We start from the raw sequence: 16,306 nt of genomic DNA on the forward strand, positions 1-16,306 counted from the left end.
TGCCTGTTGGGGGGCGCTCTGAATCCTTGCATTCTGAGTGCCTAACACTCAATATTCAAGGCCATGGCCGGCCCCATTACACGTACTCCCCACCTGGACGAGGTCGAGGCCAGCCTTCGGCGCTCCCCGATCGTCGCCCTGCTGGGTGCTCGGCAAGTGGGCAAAACCACGCTGGCCCGACAGGTCGCCGCGCGCGTGGGGGCCGACACCACGCACTTCGACCTGGAAGATCCGCAAGACCTGGCGCGGCTCGCCGATCCCATGCTCGCGTTGAAGCCATTGCGCGGACTGGTGGTCCTGGACGAGGTCCAGCGCCAGCCCGACCTGTTCCCGATCCTCCGGGTGCTGGCCGATCGCTTGGACACGCCGGCGCGCTTTCTCGTGCTCGGCAGCGCCTCGCCGGAGCTGTTGCGGCAGAGCTCGGAGAGCCTCGCCGGGCGCATCCACTACCACGAGCTGCCCGGCTTCAACCTCGCCGAGGTGGGCGCCGACTTGGGCGTCGACCTGGGCGCCGACCTGGGCGCAGAGGTCGGCGCCGAGGCGCTCGGGCGGCTCTGGCTGCGCGGCGGCTTCCCGCGCGCCTATCTGGCCGCCTCCGATGCCGACAGCGCCGCATGGCGGCAAGACTTCATCCGCACCTTCCTGGAACGCGATCTGCCGTCCCTGGGTATCCGCATCCCCGCGCCGACGCTGCGCCGCTTCTGGACCATGCTGGCCCACTACCACGCCCAGGTCTGGAACGGCTCGGAGCTGGCCCGGGCCTTCGGTGTTGCGCACACCACCGTGCGCGGCTATCTCGATCTGCTCGATGCGGCACTCGTGCTGCGCCAGCTCCAACCCTGGCACGAGAACCTCGGCAAGCGCCAGGTCAAGTCGCCGAAGGTCTATGTCGCGGACAGCGGCCTGCTGCACAGCCTGCTCGGCATCGAGACGCGCGAGGGGCTGGAATCCCATCCGAAGGTCGGTGCGTCCTGGGAGGGATTCATCATCGAGCAGATCTTAAGCCGGCTGCGCCTGCGCTGGGATGAGTGCTGGTTCTGGGCCACCCACGCCGGCGCCGAGCTGGATCTCCTGGTCGTCAACGAGCGCGGCCGGCGCGGCTTCGAGATCAAGCGCACCACCGCGCCCAAGATTACGCCCTCCATGCGCAACGCCATCGCCGATCTCGGCCTCGACCGGCTCGACGTCATCCATGCCGGCGAGCACAGCTTTCCGCTCGCCGAGAACATCCAGGCCGTCGCGATGCGGCGGTTGTTGACGGACATCGGCGACGTCGATACCTGAGCCAAGTCCGCCAGGCAGGCCGGCCGCGGGCAGTGACGCGGCGTGCGACGGCGCTGCCCGCGAGGTATCTCCGCCCGGAAACCCTGCTTCTCCTTGAGTCCAAGCGCGCCACGCTTTGACGCGATGCACAGCTTCGCGGCGCGGGTCACGCGGCGGGGGTTCCGAACGAGACCTGAAGCTGACGCGAGCTCCGGTTGCGCAAACCAGAAGCCATCACCCTTCCAGCCGACCTCGAGCAGGCCCTGGAGCGGTTCGTCGCCGCGCAGTCGGCTCCGCGGTCTAGCCGGTAGCGGTCGTCCAGGCCGCCGTCCGGGAGTATCTGGCGGAGCGCGGCTATCTGCCGGGCACAGCGGCGCTGCGCATCCGTCCGGCCCCGCGCGGCAGCGGCAACGACGATGTCAGCGTCGCCCACGACCGGTATCTCGCCTCGTCGTGACGCGGGCGGCAACGCGGGGGGATGCCGCTGCCCAACCCGCCGGCCGGGGTCGGGCCGGACTGGGCGGAGACCGGCCGGCTCGGCGGCAGCGCCGCGAACGGCGAGGCCCTGCGACCCTTGCTCCCGTCCTTGCGCCGTAATACCTTGCGTATTCGTTTTCTGCCGGGCAGACCATCATGGCAACGCGGACCGTACGACTCGACGACGAGGCCGAGACGACGCTGGAGCGCTTGCGCTGCATCACCGGGTGGTCGATCTCCCAGGTGATCTCCGAGGTGATCTCCGAGGTATTGAAGCGGGGTTTGGCGGCCTACGAGACCCAGGCGCTCGCGGAGACCTCGCGCCGCCCGTATGACATCTACCGCGCGTTGGGCCTGGGCCCCGGCGGCTATGCGGCGGCGCCGGCGAGAGGCGCGAAGTCCGCGGTCTCGGCTGCCATCCGCCGTTCGAATTGATGGTCCAGTACGCGGATCGGCCGATGGACTTGGCCGATGCATCGCTGGTGGTGCTCGCGGAAGGCTTGCGCCGGCGCCGCGTTTTCACGCTGGATCGTGGTGATTTCGCGGTGTATCGCATCAGGCGGGGGCACCAACTGCATGCCTTCGACGTGCTCGACCCTGGCAGTTGAGGGCGTGCAGGCGCCTGCAAGGTTGGCCGCCGCGCGCTTATCCGGCGCGTGCGCGCGTCGATAATCCAGCCCGCCGCCCTGGGCCCCACCGCATGACCTGCAAACGGACCGCATCGATCCAATCCCGGCTCGCCGCGATCGTCGCCCTCGGCGCTGGACCCAACACTCCGTCACGGTTGCACGAGTGCGTTCGGCCGATATCGGCCGCGGCGGCGATTGGCTATCATTCGGCCCGCTTCCGAGCATCGCCAATCGGACCCTGGTGCCGGCTTGCAGCCGGCACGGTCTGCTGCATGCCGGTGCCGGCTTCCAGCCGCCACCGGCCCGCACCCGATCAGGCGCCGGTGCGCCACCCTTGAGCCGAACCTCTCCACCCACGCCAACTCCAGAAACCAAGCCGATGACCATCAAGCTCTCCGCCCGCGTGCAGGCCGTGAAGCCTTCCGCCACCCTCGCCATCACCGCCCGCGCCAAGGAGCTGAAGGCCGCCGGCAAGGACGTCATCGGCCTAGGCGCCGGCGAGCCCGATTTCGATACGCCGGAGCACATCAAGCAGGCCGCCATCCAGGCCATCCACGACGGCTTCACCAAGTACACCGCCGTTGACGGCACGCCCGAGCTCAAGCGCGCCGTCATCGCCAAGTTTCAGCGCGAGAACGGGCTCGACTACGCGCCGGACCAGATTCTGGTGTCCTGCGGCGGCAAGCAGAGCTTCTACAACCTGGCGCAGGCCGTGCTGGAGGCGGGCGACGAGGTCGTCATCCCGGCGCCCTACTGGGTGTCCTATCCGGACATGGTGCTGCTGGCGGACGCCACCCCCGTGCTGGTCAACGCCGGCGCCGAGCAGCGCTTCAAGATCACGCCGGAGCAACTGCGCGCGGCCATGACCGAGCGCACCCGCCTCGTCGTCATCAACAGCCCGTCCAACCCCACCGGCATGGCCTACAGCCGTGACGAGCTGGCCGCCCTCGGCGCGGTGCTGCGCGACTACCCCAACACGCTCATCGCCACGGACGACATGTACGAGCACATCCGCTGGGACACCGCGACGCCCTTTGTGAACATTCTGAACGCCTGCCCGGACCTCGCCGACCGCACCCTGGTGCTGAACGGCGTCTCCAAGGCCTACAGCATGACCGGCTGGCGCATCGGCTATGCCGGCGGCCCGGCGATGGTCATCAAGGCCATGAAGAAGATCCAGTCCCAGAGCACATCGAACCCGACCTCGATCTCCCAGGTCGCCGCGCAGGCCGCACTGGAGGGGCCGCAGGACTGCATCGGCGAGATGCTGACGGCCTTCAAGGAGCGGCACGACTTCGTCGTCGACGCACTCAACGCCATCCCCGGCATCGACTGCCTGCCGACGGACGGCACCTTCTACGTGTTCCCCGAGGTGAACGGCCTCATCGAGCGCATCGACAGCGTCGGCAACGACCTGGAGCTTGCGGAATATCTCATCGAGCAGGCCGGCGTCGCCGTGGTGCCGGGCTCCGCGTTCGGCCTCGACGGCTGCATGCGCATTTCCATCGCCACCAGCCGCGCCAACCTGGAACAGGCCCTGGCGCGCATCGCCGCCGTGGCGGACTGATGGGCTGCGGCGTTCCGCCGCCGCGCGCGGCGGGATTTGCCTATGCCGTCATCAGGATATGCTTGAATTAAGGATAGACGCGCATCGGTCGTCCGGCCCGGCGCCAAGCACCGAGCCGCGTCGGCGCGGGCCCGGCGCAGGCCCGGACAAGCAGCAAGGCAGCACAGACCCATGCAGATTCCTACCAGGCACCGGCAACAAGGTGTCACCCTGATCGAGCTGCTCGTCACCATGAGCATCCTGGTGATCCTGCTCACGGTCGGCGTCGGCGGCATGACCACGGTGGTCAAGCGCAACACGCGTGCCACCGAGGTCAACACCATGATCGGGCATCTGAACTTTGCGCGGGCGCAGGCGGTGATGCGGGCGGCTGACATCGTCGTCTGCCCTGTGGATACAACTGACCTCGACGCCGGCTGCCAAGGCGGCACCTCAGCCTGGGTGGAGGGCTATGCGATCATTCAGGCGGACGACGGCGAGGTGCTGCGCGTGGAGGCGGGCAGCAGGAGCATTACCATGAAGTCCACGCTGACCGAGTTCCGCTTCCGGGACGACGGCACGGGATCCCCCGGGAACATCACGTTTTGCGACGTCGACGATGATGCCGCTAACAACAGCAACCGCAGCAGCAGCGTCGTGCAGCCTCTCGTCGTGGTCATCAGCGGAATGGGCCGCGTACGCGTCTCCGAGAAGACCGGCAGCGGCAACGACCCCAACTGCAGTTGAAGGCTCGCAGCCGCCGGCCCCACGACAAGCTCGCGCGCATCGTGCGACAGACAGGAGCCGTAGCGGTCATCTTTCGGCTTGACCGACCTCGCAAGCAGCCGCTATCATTCGCGGCTCTTTCCTTCCCCGATAGCTCAGTCGGTAGAGCAACTGACTGTTAATCAGTGGGTCCGTGGTTCGAGTCCACGTCGGGGAGCCAATCAAATCAACGGGTTAGAGTCTTCGGGCTCTAGCCCGTTTTTCGTTCAGTCACCATAGAGCCACCACGCGGATGGATTTCGCGGGCCGCGCCGGTGCCGTGTCCGTGACGCGCGGATCGAGGTTGAGCGGGTCAGGCGCCGGTCAGTGCTGGGTCTCCAGCTTGACCACGGCGCGGGAGCCGGTGGCGCTGGCGTAGCGCTCCAGCGTGCGCAGGCTGGGCAGGGTGCGCCCGCTCTCCAGTCGGGCAACGGCGGATTGGGAGGTGCCCATGCGCTCGGCAACCTCGGTCTGGCTCAGTCCGGCGCGGGTGCGTGCGGCGATCAGCTCGCGGGCCAGGGCGAGCTCGGGCGCCTGGGCGTCGTACTCCGCGCGGGTCTGCGGGTCTTCCAGCAGGCGTGCCTTCAAATCGGCAAGCTCAGTCATTGGTGAGTCTCCGCAGGCGGTGACGGGCGGTTTCGAGCGCCTTGCGCGGGGTTTTCTGTGTCTTCTTGATGAACACCTGCATCACGGTCAGCCGTTGCCCGGTGCGCGCGACGTAGACGGCGCGGGCGATGCCGTCGCGGCCGGTCAGGCGCATTTCCCACAGCTTGCCTTCCAGGTGGCGGACGTGCGGCATGCCGACTTGGTGCGGGCCGAATGCCGCCAGCAGCTCGGCGACATGCAGGAAGCGGGCGCGGATGTCGGGCGGCATCGTCAGCAGCTCCGTTTCCGCCGCGGGGTCAAGCTCAACCGTCCAGGTCAACCGTCCAGGTCAACCGTCCAAGTCAACCGTCCAGGTCATGGCCTATCGCGTTTTTGAGATGGTGGACCATCCGGTTCGTTGCCGCAACGCCTCGGGGCGATCAGGCGTTTGCCGCCGGTTGCCGGGCGGTCAGTTCCGGGGGCTCGTCGTCGCGGCGCCGTTCGACCCAGCCCCCGCGGGTCCGGTGATCGGCGCGTTGCCCAACGCACCGACTGGCGCGCCGACTGGAGTGTTGACCTCCCGGTCAACACGCACCGAACGCGATGGACTGAGCGCAGACGGGTGGGCATTGCGGCGGTCCGCAAGGGCCGCGCAGGCGGATCGCGATGGGCCGGGGCCGCAGAGGACAGCCTGTCCGACAGGGAGGCCGCAGCGCCGGCGCTGACCTCCCTAACCCCGCCCTGGGAACTCCCGAAACACATCCCGTGCCAGTCCCGAGCGCCAGAGATAGGCGATGACGGCGAGGTTGAGCAGGGTGGAGAGCAGCACGGCCTCGTCGATGGCGGTGATGAGGGGCTCGCCAGCGGTGGCGAGGCGCCAGGCGAGCAGCGCGAGGTAGAGGAGCGCGGAGGTGGTGAGCAGCGGGCGGCCGAGCGGCCAGAGCGAGCGCATCCAGTTGGGCGCCTCGGGGCGGCGGCGGGCGGCGACGAGGGCGACGGGTAGCGCGAGCAGGTCCGCGATGAGGTATTCGGGGCGGATCAGGTCCCGTAGCGCCGTGATCTCCGCCCCGGTGGTGGGCAGGAAGGTGATGCCGAGCAGCAGCAGGTGCCGCAGCAGGAAGGCGAGCACGAGCCACAGCGTGACCGGCACCTTGAGCGTCAGGTGCTCGTCGTAGCGGCTCGGGTCGTGCGCGAGGGGCAAGGCTGGTTACTCCGTATCCGCCGGACCGGGCGCGGCCGGGTGCGCGGACGCCGGCCCAACCGGGCCTGCGCAAGGGAATTGTGGGCGAAGCGGCGGTGCGGGTCGGCTGGTCAAAGGATCTCCACATTGTTTGTAGAGCTGCCAACAAATGTGACAGCCCGGTATTGATGCGGCGCAACAAGCGGACGCTAAGGCATTGGCTGTGCACGTAATGCAAAAGCTGGCCCGCAAAGTGCTCATCTGTCGTCAGAACCACACAAGCGTGGCGACAACCAGAAGCGTGCCGATGCCGACAGCGGGGAACCAGGTACCTCGCCGGTGGCGCGCCCGACCGCCGAACCGGGGAGTGCAATGCCCACTGCTACCACCGAGACCTTCTACGAGGTCATGCGCCGCCAGGGGATCACGCGGCGCAGCTTCATCAAGTTCTGTTCGCTGACGGCCACCGCGCTCGGGCTCGCGCCGAGCTTCGCCGGCAAGATTGCGCATGCCATGGAGACCAAGCCGCGCACGCCGGTGCTCTGGCTGCACGGGCTGGAGTGTACCTGCTGTTCCGAGTCTTTCATCCGCAGCGCGCATCCGCTGGTGTCGGACGTGGTGCTGTCGATGATCTCGCTGGACTACGACGACCTGATCATGGCCTCGGCGGGGCATCAGGCGGAGGCGATCCTGGAGGAGATCACGCACAAGTACAAAGGCAACTACATCCTCGCCGTGGAGGGCAATCCGCCGCTGGAACAGGAGGGCATGAGCTGCATCATCGCCGGCCGGCCCTTCGTGGAGCAGTTGCAGGAGGTCGCCAAGGACTGCAAGGCCATCATCTCCTGGGGGAGCTGCGCGTCCTGGGGCTGCGTGCAGGCGGCCCGCCCGAACCCGACTCGCGCGACGCCGGTGCATGAGGTGATCCGCGACAAGCCCATCATCAAGGTGCCGGGCTGCCCGCCCATCGCCGAGGTCATGACCGGCGTGCTCACCTACATGCTCACCTTCGAGCGCATCCCGGAGCTGGACCGCCAGGGCCGCCCGGTGATGTTCTACGGCCAGCGCATCCACGACAAGTGCTACCGCCGGCCGCACTTCGACGCCGGCCAGTTCGTTGAGGACTGGGACGACGAGGCCGCGCGCAAGGGCTACTGCCTGTACAAGATGGGCTGCAAGGGCCCGACCACCTACAACGCCTGCTCCACGGTGCGCTGGAACAACGGGGTCAGCTTCCCGATCCAGTCCGGCCACGGCTGCATCGGCTGCTCCGAGGACGGCTTCTGGGACAAGGGCAGCTTCTACCAGCACACCACCGATACGCACGTGTTCGGCGTCGAGGCGAACGCCGACAAGGTGGGCTTGGCCGCCGCCGGTGTCGTCGGTGCCGCCATCGGCGCCCATGCGGCCTACAGCGCCATCGCGCTCGCGCGGCACAAGGTCGCCGGCAATGCCGATCCCACGGCCGACCGGAAGAGCAGCCATGCCGGCGCAGGTGACCAGCAATGAGCGTGATGCAGACCCCGAACGGCTTTCAGCTCGACAACGGCGGCACGCGCGTCGTCGTCGACCCCGTCACCCGCATCGAAGGCCACATGCGCTGCGAGGTGAACCTGGACGAGAACAACGTCATCCGCAACGCGGTGTCCACCGGCACCATGTGGCGCGGGCTTGAGGTGATCCTCAAGGGCCGCGACCCGCGCGACGCCTGGGCCTTCACGGAGAGGATCTGCGGTGTCTGCACCGGCACGCACGCGCTCACCAGCGTGCGCGCGGTGGAGGACGCGCTCGGCATCGACATTCCCGAGAACGCCAACTCCATCCGCAACGTCATGCAATTGACATTGCAGGCGCATGACCACCTCGTGCATTTCTATCATCTGCACGCGCTGGACTGGGTGGACGTGATCTCGGCGCTGTCGGCGGACCCGAAGGCGACCTCCACGCTGGCGCAATCCATCAGCAGTTGGCCGCTGTCCTCGCCTGGCTATTTCCGGGACGTGCAGACCCGGCTCAAGCGCTTCGTGGAGTCCGGCCAGCTCGGACCCTTCATGAACGGCTATTGGGGCAGTCCGGCCTACAAGCTGCCGCCCGAGGCCAATCTCATGGCCGTCGCGCATTACCTGGAGGCACTCGACTTCCAGAAGGAAATCGTCAAGATCCACACGGTCTACGGCGGCAAGAACCCGCACCCGAACTGGCTCGTCGGCGGCATGCCCTGCGCCATCAACGTGGACGGCGTCGGTGCCGTCGGTGCCATCAATATGGAGCGGCTGAATCTGGTCAGCTCCATCATCGACCGCACCATCGACTTCATCGACCGCGTCTACATCCCGGACCTGCTCGCCATCGCCTCGTTCTACAAGGACTGGACCTATGGCGGCGGCCTGTCCGGCACCTCGGTGATGTCCTACGGCGACATCCCGGACCATGCCAACGACAACTCCGCCGGCAATCTGCTCTTGCCGCGGGGCGCCATCATCAACGGCGATTTGAGCAAGATCCACGACGTGGACCTGCGCGACCCGGAGGAGATTCAGGAGTTCGTGGACCACGCCTGGTTCCGCTACAAGGACGAGTCCAAGGGGCTGCATCCCTGGGACGGCGTCACCGAGCCGAACTACGTGCTCGGCCCCAACGCCAAGGGCACCTCCACCCGCATCGAGGCGGTGGACGAGGGCGCGAAATACTCCTGGATCAAGGCCCCGCGCTGGCGCGGCCACGCCATGGAGGTCGGCCCGCTGGCGCGCTGGGTCATCGGCTATGCGCAGGGCAACCCGGAGTTCAAGGAGCCGGTGGAGAAGGTGCTGACGGACCTGGGGCTACCGCTGACCGCGCTGTTCTCGACGCTCGGGCGCACCGCCGCGCGCGGGCTGGAGGCGAGCTGGGCGGCGCACAAGATGCGCTACTTCCAGGACAAGCTCGTCGCGAACATCAAGGCCGGCGACACGGCCACGGCGAACATCGAAAAGTGGGAGCCGCGCACCTGGCCCAAGCGCGCGAAGGGCGTCGGCACCACGGAGGCGCCGCGCGGGGCCCTCGGCCACTGGATCGTCATCGAGAAGGGCAAGATCGACAACTACCAGGCGGTGGTGCCCACCACCTGGAACGGCTCGCCGCGCGACCCGGCCGGCAACATCGGCGCCTTCGAGGCGGCGCTGATGAACACCCCGGTCGCCAAGGCCGAGGAGCCGCTCGAGATCCTGCGCACGCTGCACAGCTTCGACCCCTGCCTGGCCTGCTCGACGCATGTGATGGGGCCGGATGGGGGGGAGGTGATGCGGGTGAAGGTGAGGTAGGAAGTACGGAGTGCGGAGTACGGAGTACGGAGTACGGGGGCACGCGCCAGACGCGTGGCGCGCCGGCGCAATTGCGGCGCTTTCCCCGGATTCCGACGCCGCACTCCGCATCCGACATCGCGCCCGGCGCGGGCCGTAATGGAGGCACGGCCCCCCGTACTTCGTACCCCGTACTCCGTACCCCGTACTCCGTACCCCGTACTCCGTACCCCGTACTCCGTACCCCGTACCCCGTACCCCGTACTCCGTACTATTCCCGAGAAACCGATGAGCACCACCCCCGAAGATCTCCTCCGCGAGCGGCGCCGCCGCAACATCCCGGTCCAGCGCCGCACGGCGGTCTATGTCTACCAGGCACCGCTGCGCATTTGGCACTGGGTCAATGCGCTGTCCATTACCGTGCTGGCCGTTACCGGCTGGTTCATCGCGAACCCGCCGCCGAGTATGCCGGGGGCGGCGAGTGATCATTTTCTGATGGGCTACATCCGCTTCTTCCACTTCTCCGCGGCCTATGTCTTCGCCGCGGCGTTCGTGTTTCGGCTGTATTGGGCCTTCGTCGGCAACCGCTATGCGCGGCAATTGTTCACGCTGCCGTTTTGGCGCAAGAGCTTCTGGGAGGAGCTCTGGCACGAGGTGCGCTGGTACGCCTTCGTCGAGAAAGAGCCGCGCAAGTATTACGGCCACAACCCGCTGGCGCATTTGTTCATGGTCGTCATCATCACCGTCGGCGGCATCATGATGATGATCACCGGCTTTGCGCTCTATGCCGAGCAGACCGGCTTGGGGAGCTGGCAGGATCAGCTCTTCGGCTGGCTGATTCCGCTGGTGGGGCAGAGCCAGGACGTGCGCATCTGGCACCACTGGGGCATGTGGGTCATCACCGTGTTTGTGATGCTGCACGTGTATACGGCCATTCGCGAGGACGTCATGTCCCGCCAGAGCCTCATCAGCACGATGATTAGCGGCTGGCGGATGTTTAAGGACGATAGACCTTGAGTCAGGAACTAGGAACTAGGGGCTAGGGGCTAGGGGCTAGGGGCTAGGCGTGGGAGATCGAGAACGTGCGTGACGATTGCGGTTACCCGCGGGTGCTGGTGCTCGGTATTGGGAATATTTTGTGGGCGGATGAGGGGTTCGGGGTGCGGTGCGTGGAGGCGATGGCGGGGCGCTATCGGTTTGCGGACCACGTGACGCTGCTCGACGGCGGCACCCAGGGGCTGTACCTCGTGGACCAGGTGCGGGCCGCCGATGTGCTTGTGGTGTTCGACGCGGTGGACTACGGCCTGGCCGCGGGGGAGCTCAAGCGCGTGGAGGGCGAGGACGTGCCGAAGTTCCTGGGCGCGAAGAAGATGAGCCTGCACCAGACGGGCTTTCAGGAGGTACTCGCGCTGGCCGCGCTGCTCGGTGATGCGCCGTCGCACCTGCTCTTGGTGGGCGTGCAGCCGGAGATGCTGGAGGATTTCGGCGGGAGTCTTAGGCCCTGTGTGAAGGCGCAGATCGAGCCCGCCGTGGCGGTGGCGCTTGCGTATCTCGCCGGTTTCGGTGTCGTGCCGCTGGCCGAGGGCGTGCCCGCGGTGCCCGTTGAGCCGCCGCATCCGGCGCTGAACCTCCGCGCCTACGAGGCGGGCCGCCCATCGCCCGCCGACGCCTGCCGCAGCGGCGATGCGCGGGTCCTCGGGCGTCTGGAGCTCAAGGCCGGGAACTGCTGATGGGCATCGCGGTTCCGATGCAGGTACGGAGCGCGCGCGCGGCGCCGCCGGTGCCCGAGGTCGGCGACACCGGCCAGCACACAATAATGAGCACGAAAAGATCACCTGCCAGAGGAGCTTGTTCCATGACCGCACCGCCCATTGCCGCGCTGCTCACCGTCCATCGCCTGCCGTTGGTGCAGGCGGGCGATCTTGGTTTCTTCCTTGAGCCCGGACGCTATCACCTGTTGTTCATTGCCGGCGACCCGGTCAAGTACCCGGAGGCACTCGACGTCGCGGTGGTGCTGCCGGAGCTGCTCCGGACCTTCCGCGGCCGCTTCGGTGCCGCGCTGGTGGCGCCCGAGTCCGAGCACGAGCTGCATGCCCGCTACGGCTGCACGCGCTGGCCGGCGCTGGTGCTGCTGCGCGGCGACGCCTACGTCGGCAGTATCGAGCGCATGCGCGACTGGGATGACTACAAGCTCGAGCTGGAGCGCCTGCTTGCGGCGCCGCCGCAGCGCGCGCCCGGCGTCGGCATCCCGGTCGCCGCCGAGCCGGCGGACCCCCATCACATCGCCGGAGGCTGCCACTGATGGATGGAAACCCCGCTGCGCTCGGCCGCGCCATCCCCGCCGGTGCCGTCGGCCCCGGCACCCAGCCGACCGAGTCGGACGGCGCACAGCTCGACTATCTCGCGCTGCCCGGCGCCATGAGCACCTATCGGCAACCGCGGCTAGCGGAGCCGGAGGACGCCGCCGGCTGCGCTGCCGGGCTCGCGGCGCTGGCGTCGCTGCACGCGCTGTTGGCGGGCTATCGGGTCGGCGCCGTTGGGCAGGTCATGGACCTTGCTCTGCTGCCGGCGGCGGACCGGCTGCTGGTGACCGACAGCCTGGGTGAGGGCGAGGTCAGCATCCTGTGCAGCGTCGCCGACGGCACAGCGGCGCCCGACGGTATCGCGATCGTGCCGGAGGTCGAGGCGCAGGAGACCCGGCTCGCCGGCGTCTGGCGCGTGCGTAGTGCCCCGGACGGCACCGGCGGCTGGCGCCGCGACGTGCTCGAGGTGGCGGACGTGCCCGGCTTCGTGCGTGCGCACGCCTTCAGTGCGGCGGTCACGGCGCTCGCGCTGCCCGAGCAGTTGCCGGACGGCGTGATGAACGCCCCCGGCGTGCTCGCCGAGCTGGCCGAGCAGGTGGCGGCGCGACAGGACGGCGCCGACGCGCCCGCGCTGCCCCATGTCGTCAACCTGACCCTGCTGCCGCAGACGGAGGCCGACCTCGCCTGGCTCGGCGCGCGGCTCGGCCGCGGTCCGGTGAGCGTGCTCTCCCGCGGCTATGGCAACTGCCGCGTCACCGCCACGGCACTCGCCGGCGTCTGGTGGGTGCAGTATTTCAACGCCGACGACAAGCTGATCCTGAACACGCTGGAGGTCACCGACGTGCCGGCCGCGGTGCTCGCCGCACAGGAGGACATCGACGACAGTGCCGTGCGACTGGGCGAGATCCTGTGCGCGCTGACGGGGGCCGACGCATGACGGACGCCACCGCCACCGCCACCGCCACCGCCACCGACGCCATCCGCATGGAGTGCCGCATCTGCTGGCACGTCTACGACCCCTCGGCCGGCGACGAGCTGGGCCAAGTGGCGCCAGGCACGGCCTTTTCGGACCTGTCGGAAGACTGGCGCTGCCCCAACTGCGACGCGGCGCGGGAGCTGTTCCTTGTCCGCGACTGACGCCGACACGCAGAGCGATGTCGAGCGTACCGGCGCCCGGCTCGCCGGCGCCTTTGACCGGGTCCACCGCGAGCGCATGGCGGGCCTGCCGATCCTGCACACGGGGCTCGCCGTCGCCGTGGTCGGCGGGCGCGATTGGCAGGGGCACTGGCTCGGCGTGCTGATCACGCCTTGGTGCATGAACCTGGTCGTGGTGCCGGCGCCCGGCTCCACGTACGCGGCGGCGGGCGAGGGCACCACGCTGCGGCTCGCGTTTCCGGCGGGGCGTTTCGACTTCATCGTGTCCAGCGTGGAGGACCTCGGCCCCTTCGCGGCCTGCTCGCTGTTCTCGCCGATGCACGGCTTTGCGGACCAGGCCGGCGCGGAGGCCGTCGCGGCCGAGGTGCTGGCCGAGCTGTTTACGCCAGAGCCCGGCGCCGCGTCGCAACGGGCCGGCGACGCCAGGGCGCAGCCCGAGGGCTCGGGCGTCAGCCGGCGCGAGCTGTTGCGCGGCAGTTTTCGCAGCTCTTGATTGAACCTGCTGCCACGGAGGCTGTTACCTTTCAGCATGGCCACGTCGCGGATCCCAGCAAGCCACAAGCCCTCCACCGTCCTTGTCGTGGAGCCGCCGGTCGCGTCGGCCCCATCGCTCGCGGCGGCCCTGGAGCACGGTTTTCCGCTGCGCCGCGCCACCACCGCGGCGGCGGCCATGGCGGCGTTGGACGGCGGCGGCGTGCAGGTGGTGGTGGCCGAGCAACGGCTGCCGGATCAGACCGGGCTGGAGCTGCTCGCGGCCGTGCGCGCACGCTGGCCGGATCTGGTGCGGGTGCTGGTCACGCCGGCGGAGGACGTGGACAAGGCCATTGCCGACATCGCCCGCAGCGGGCTTTATCACTACCTGACCCGGCCCGTGCACCCGCAGAAGCTGCTCCTGACCGTGACCAACGCCTGCCGCCTGTCGCGACTGCGGCGCGACAACGAGCGCCTGCTCGCCGCGCGCCGCCCCGGCGCCGTGCACACATCGAGCCTGGCCCCGGACCCCTGGGACCGGCGCGAGCGCAGTTGGTGTCTCGATGCCGTCGTGCGCGGGCCGGACAGCCCGCTGGAGCCCCTGTGCGATCAGGTCGCGCGCGTGGCCCCCTACGACATTCCGGTGCTCCTGACCGGCGAGTCCGGCACCGGCAAGGAGCTCTTCGCCCGCGCGCTGCACGTCAGCAGCCTGCGCGCGCAGATGCCCTTCGTCGCCGAGAACTGCGGCGCGCTGCCGGATCAGCTCCTGGAGAGCGAGCTGTTCGGCCATCGCAAGGGCGCCTTCACCGGCGCCGTCGCCGACCACATCGGGCTGTTCGAGCAGGCGGACGGCGGCACCGTGTTCCTAGACGAGATCGGCGATGTCTCGCCCGCCTTTCAGGTGAAGCTCTTGCGCGTGCTCCAGGAGGGCGAGATCCGCCCCATCGGTAGCGATCAGCGCCGGCAGGTGGACGTGCGCGTCATCGCCGCGACCAACAAGGACCTGGAGCAGGCCTTGCTCGCCGGCAGCTTCCGCCACGACCTCTACTACCGGCTCGCCGGCGTCACGCTGCACCTGCCGCCGCTGCGCCGGCGCTTGGGCGACCTCGCGCCCATCGCCGAGCGGCTCCTGCGCGAGACGGCAGCGGCCTTCGGCACGCCGCTGCAGCGCCTGAGCGCGGAGGCGCTCGGGCTGCTTGCGCGCTACCACTGGCCGGGCAACATCCGGGAGCTGCGCAGCGAGCTCCAACGCATGGTGATCTTGAGCGACGGCAGTCCGGAGCTCGGCCCGCAGCTCATCGGCGCCAAGGTGCTGGCCCGCGCCGCCGTCAGCGATGCGCTGCCTGTCGGCGGCGCGACGCTGCGCGAGCGGGTGGAGGCGCTCGAAGCCGGCATCCTGTCCGAGACCCTCACCCGCTGCGGCGGCAACAAGAGCCGCGCCGCGGCGGAGCTTGGTCTGTCCCGCGTGGGGCTGCGCAGCAAGCTCGCCCGCTACGCGCTCGACGGCGGCGAGCCGGAGCCCGCCGACGACGCCGAGCAGGAGCCGGGTCACGACCGGCCTGAGCCCGACGCCGCGGCGGCAGCCGACGTGCCGGGGGCGAAGGTGCGCCATCTGCGCCGGCCCGGGCCGGCCCCGAGCGGCTGAGCGGCTGATTGGTGTCGTTTTCCTGAGTCTGCCGGCGCCGGATGAAGACGTCGTCGGCACTGCCGAGCACGATGCCTGCCATCAGTCATCGACGCCGACGATGACGCTTGCGGTGGGGAACAGGGCGCAGGCCGGTCCCTGCTCGACGATGCCGAGCGGCGAGAGCTCGGCGGCGTCGATGACGCCGCGCACCGTCACGCCACCGTCGAGGGCCACCACCACCTCCGCGGGCCCGTCGCTGCGCGTGATGCGCTGCACCCGGCCGCAGAGCACGTTGGTACCGGGTTCCGCCGCCTGTGGCGCCGGCGCGATGGCAACGGCCACGGCCTTGACCAGCGCCCAGACGTTGCGGCCCGGCCGCAGCGCAAGGACCTCGACGCTCTCGTTGGTGATGCCGGCGACGATGCGCTGGCCGCCCGGGAGCGCGATCTGCAGCTCTGCATCCACGGGGCGCGCCGTCACCGCGACGACCCGGCCGAGAAACTGATTGCGCGCGCTGGTGCGCAGCGACAGCCGCCGGAGCAGGTCGAGCGTGGCGCCGGCGTCCCCCAGCGCCGCATTGACGCCGACGAGAAAGCGCTGGTACTCCGCGGCGATGGTGCGGTAGGCGGCGATGAGCCGGCGGCCCTCGTCCGTGAGCCGGGCGCCGCCGCCGCCGCGCCCGCCGGTGGCGGTGGAGACCACCGGGGCGGGGGCGACATTGTTGATGGCGTCCACTGCGTCCCAGGCGGCCTTGTAACTGACGCCGACGGCCTTCGCGGCCTGCGTGATGGAGCCGCGCGCGTCGATCTGCTCCAGCAGCGCGATGCGGTCCTCGCCCAGGAAGGCCGTCTCGTGCACGTTGAGCCAGACCTGGCCCGCCACGTTGAGCGGATTCTTGCCCGGCGGCGGCGGCGCGGCGGGAGCGCCGGCGGTGTTTGCCGTGCGCTGGTCGCCGGCGCGGACGGCCGGACCCGGCGGCTTGTGCTGCTTCGGCATGGCTTGGTCGAATTGGCGTTGGTCGAATGCT

Annotated in this window: 18 protein-coding genes and 1 tRNA gene; 15 read left to right on the forward strand and 4 right to left on the reverse strand. The window is 69.1% G+C overall.

What is annotated here, in order from left to right; all coding sequences use genetic code 11:
* Nucleotides 1-63: 63 nt before the first annotated feature.
* From ML01_RS15085 to ML01_RS15110, 6 genes are all read left to right on the forward strand, one after another.
* Nucleotides 64-1,284 carry an ATP-binding protein gene (locus tag ML01_RS15085; protein ID WP_058556226.1) on the forward strand — a complete coding sequence of 407 codons (1,221 nt, stop codon included), beginning with the start codon at nucleotides 64-66 and terminating at the stop codon, nucleotides 1,282-1,284.
* A 612-nt stretch (nucleotides 1,285-1,896) separates the two neighbouring features.
* Nucleotides 1,897-2,175, forward strand: a complete 279-nt coding sequence (locus ML01_RS15095; protein WP_058556228.1) for a hypothetical protein — start codon at nucleotides 1,897-1,899, stop codon at nucleotides 2,173-2,175.
* Between the two features lie 23 nt (nucleotides 2,176-2,198).
* Nucleotides 2,199-2,348, forward strand: coding sequence for a hypothetical protein (locus ML01_RS28835; protein ID WP_156427745.1), 150 nt, complete (start codon nucleotides 2,199-2,201; stop codon nucleotides 2,346-2,348).
* Between the two features lie 400 nt (nucleotides 2,349-2,748).
* The gene (locus ML01_RS15100; RefSeq protein WP_058556229.1) at nucleotides 2,749-3,936 is read left to right on the forward strand and encodes a pyridoxal phosphate-dependent aminotransferase; all 1,188 of its coding nucleotides are present in this window, start codon (nucleotides 2,749-2,751) and stop codon (nucleotides 3,934-3,936) included.
* A gap of 171 nt (nucleotides 3,937-4,107) precedes the next feature.
* A complete protein-coding gene (locus tag ML01_RS15105) occupies nucleotides 4,108-4,662 on the forward strand; it encodes a GspH/FimT family pseudopilin (RefSeq protein ID WP_058556230.1) in 555 nt (184 codons plus the stop codon).
* Nucleotides 4,663-4,785: 123 nt separating this feature from the next.
* Nucleotides 4,786-4,861, forward strand: a tRNA-Asn gene (locus ML01_RS15110).
* Nucleotides 4,862-5,004: 143 nt separating this feature from the next.
* Here ML01_RS15110 and ML01_RS15115 read toward each other — a convergent pair.
* The 3 genes from ML01_RS15115 to ML01_RS15125 form a co-directional block, all read right to left on the reverse strand.
* The gene (locus ML01_RS15115; RefSeq protein WP_058556231.1) at nucleotides 5,005-5,286 is read right to left on the reverse strand and encodes a helix-turn-helix domain-containing protein; all 282 of its coding nucleotides are present in this window, start codon (nucleotides 5,284-5,286) and stop codon (nucleotides 5,005-5,007) included.
* Nucleotides 5,279-5,554, reverse strand: coding sequence for a type II toxin-antitoxin system RelE/ParE family toxin (locus ML01_RS15120; RefSeq protein ID WP_173865183.1), 276 nt, complete (start codon nucleotides 5,552-5,554; stop codon nucleotides 5,279-5,281). Before ML01_RS15120 ends, ML01_RS15115 begins: the two co-directional genes overlap by 8 nt.
* Nucleotides 5,555-5,995: 441 nt before the next feature.
* A complete protein-coding gene (locus ML01_RS15125) occupies nucleotides 5,996-6,466 on the reverse strand; it encodes a DUF2919 family protein (protein ID WP_058556233.1) in 471 nt (156 codons plus the stop codon).
* Between the two features lie 351 nt (nucleotides 6,467-6,817).
* On the opposite strand from ML01_RS15125, the gene ML01_RS15130 reads away from it, so the two are divergent.
* The 9 genes from ML01_RS15130 (at nucleotide 6,818) to ML01_RS15170 (ending at nucleotide 15,297) form a co-directional block, all read left to right on the forward strand.
* Nucleotides 6,818-7,954 carry a hydrogenase small subunit gene (locus ML01_RS15130; RefSeq protein WP_058556234.1) on the forward strand — a complete coding sequence of 379 codons (1,137 nt, stop codon included), beginning with the start codon at nucleotides 6,818-6,820 and terminating at the stop codon, nucleotides 7,952-7,954.
* Complete coding sequence (locus ML01_RS15135; RefSeq protein ID WP_058556235.1) at nucleotides 7,951-9,744, forward strand: nickel-dependent hydrogenase large subunit; 1,794 nt, start codon at nucleotides 7,951-7,953, stop codon at nucleotides 9,742-9,744. The genes ML01_RS15130 and ML01_RS15135 overlap by 4 nt, the downstream gene beginning before the upstream one ends.
* Nucleotides 9,745-10,011: 267 nt before the next feature.
* The gene (gene cybH / locus ML01_RS15140) at nucleotides 10,012-10,740 is read left to right on the forward strand and encodes a Ni/Fe-hydrogenase, b-type cytochrome subunit (RefSeq protein ID WP_058556236.1); all 729 of its coding nucleotides are present in this window, start codon (nucleotides 10,012-10,014) and stop codon (nucleotides 10,738-10,740) included.
* Between the two features lie 65 nt (nucleotides 10,741-10,805).
* A complete protein-coding gene (locus tag ML01_RS15145) occupies nucleotides 10,806-11,453 on the forward strand; it encodes a HyaD/HybD family hydrogenase maturation endopeptidase (RefSeq protein ID WP_058556237.1) in 648 nt (215 codons plus the stop codon).
* A 125-nt stretch (nucleotides 11,454-11,578) separates the two neighbouring features.
* Nucleotides 11,579-12,025 (forward strand): hypothetical protein, encoded by a 447-nt coding sequence (locus ML01_RS15150; RefSeq protein ID WP_058556238.1) that lies wholly within the window; start codon nucleotides 11,579-11,581, stop codon nucleotides 12,023-12,025.
* The gene (locus ML01_RS15155) at nucleotides 12,025-12,963 is read left to right on the forward strand and encodes a hydrogenase expression/formation protein (protein ID WP_058556239.1); all 939 of its coding nucleotides are present in this window, start codon (nucleotides 12,025-12,027) and stop codon (nucleotides 12,961-12,963) included. The genes ML01_RS15150 and ML01_RS15155 overlap by 1 nt, the downstream gene beginning before the upstream one ends.
* The gene (locus ML01_RS15160; RefSeq protein WP_058556240.1) at nucleotides 12,960-13,163 is read left to right on the forward strand and encodes a rubredoxin; all 204 of its coding nucleotides are present in this window, start codon (nucleotides 12,960-12,962) and stop codon (nucleotides 13,161-13,163) included. Before ML01_RS15155 ends, ML01_RS15160 begins: the two co-directional genes overlap by 4 nt.
* Nucleotides 13,150-13,674 (forward strand): [NiFe]-hydrogenase assembly chaperone HybE, encoded by a 525-nt coding sequence (gene hybE, locus ML01_RS15165; protein ID WP_058556241.1) that lies wholly within the window; start codon nucleotides 13,150-13,152, stop codon nucleotides 13,672-13,674. The genes ML01_RS15160 and hybE overlap by 14 nt, the downstream gene beginning before the upstream one ends.
* Before the next feature lie 36 nt (nucleotides 13,675-13,710).
* Nucleotides 13,711-15,297 (forward strand): sigma-54 dependent transcriptional regulator, encoded by a 1,587-nt coding sequence (locus ML01_RS15170; RefSeq protein ID WP_082674319.1) that lies wholly within the window; start codon nucleotides 13,711-13,713, stop codon nucleotides 15,295-15,297.
* 81 nt (nucleotides 15,298-15,378) lie between these two features.
* Here the strand turns inward: ML01_RS15170 and ML01_RS15175 are convergent, their stop codons facing one another.
* Nucleotides 15,379-16,275, reverse strand: a complete 897-nt coding sequence (locus ML01_RS15175; protein WP_058556242.1) for a TOBE domain-containing protein — start codon at nucleotides 16,273-16,275, stop codon at nucleotides 15,379-15,381.
* Nucleotides 16,276-16,306: the final 31 nt, after the last annotated feature.

It is taken from the genome of Thiohalocapsa sp. ML1, assembly GCF_001469165.1.
In the GTDB taxonomy this organism is placed as follows: domain Bacteria; phylum Pseudomonadota; class Gammaproteobacteria; order Chromatiales; family Chromatiaceae; genus Thiohalocapsa.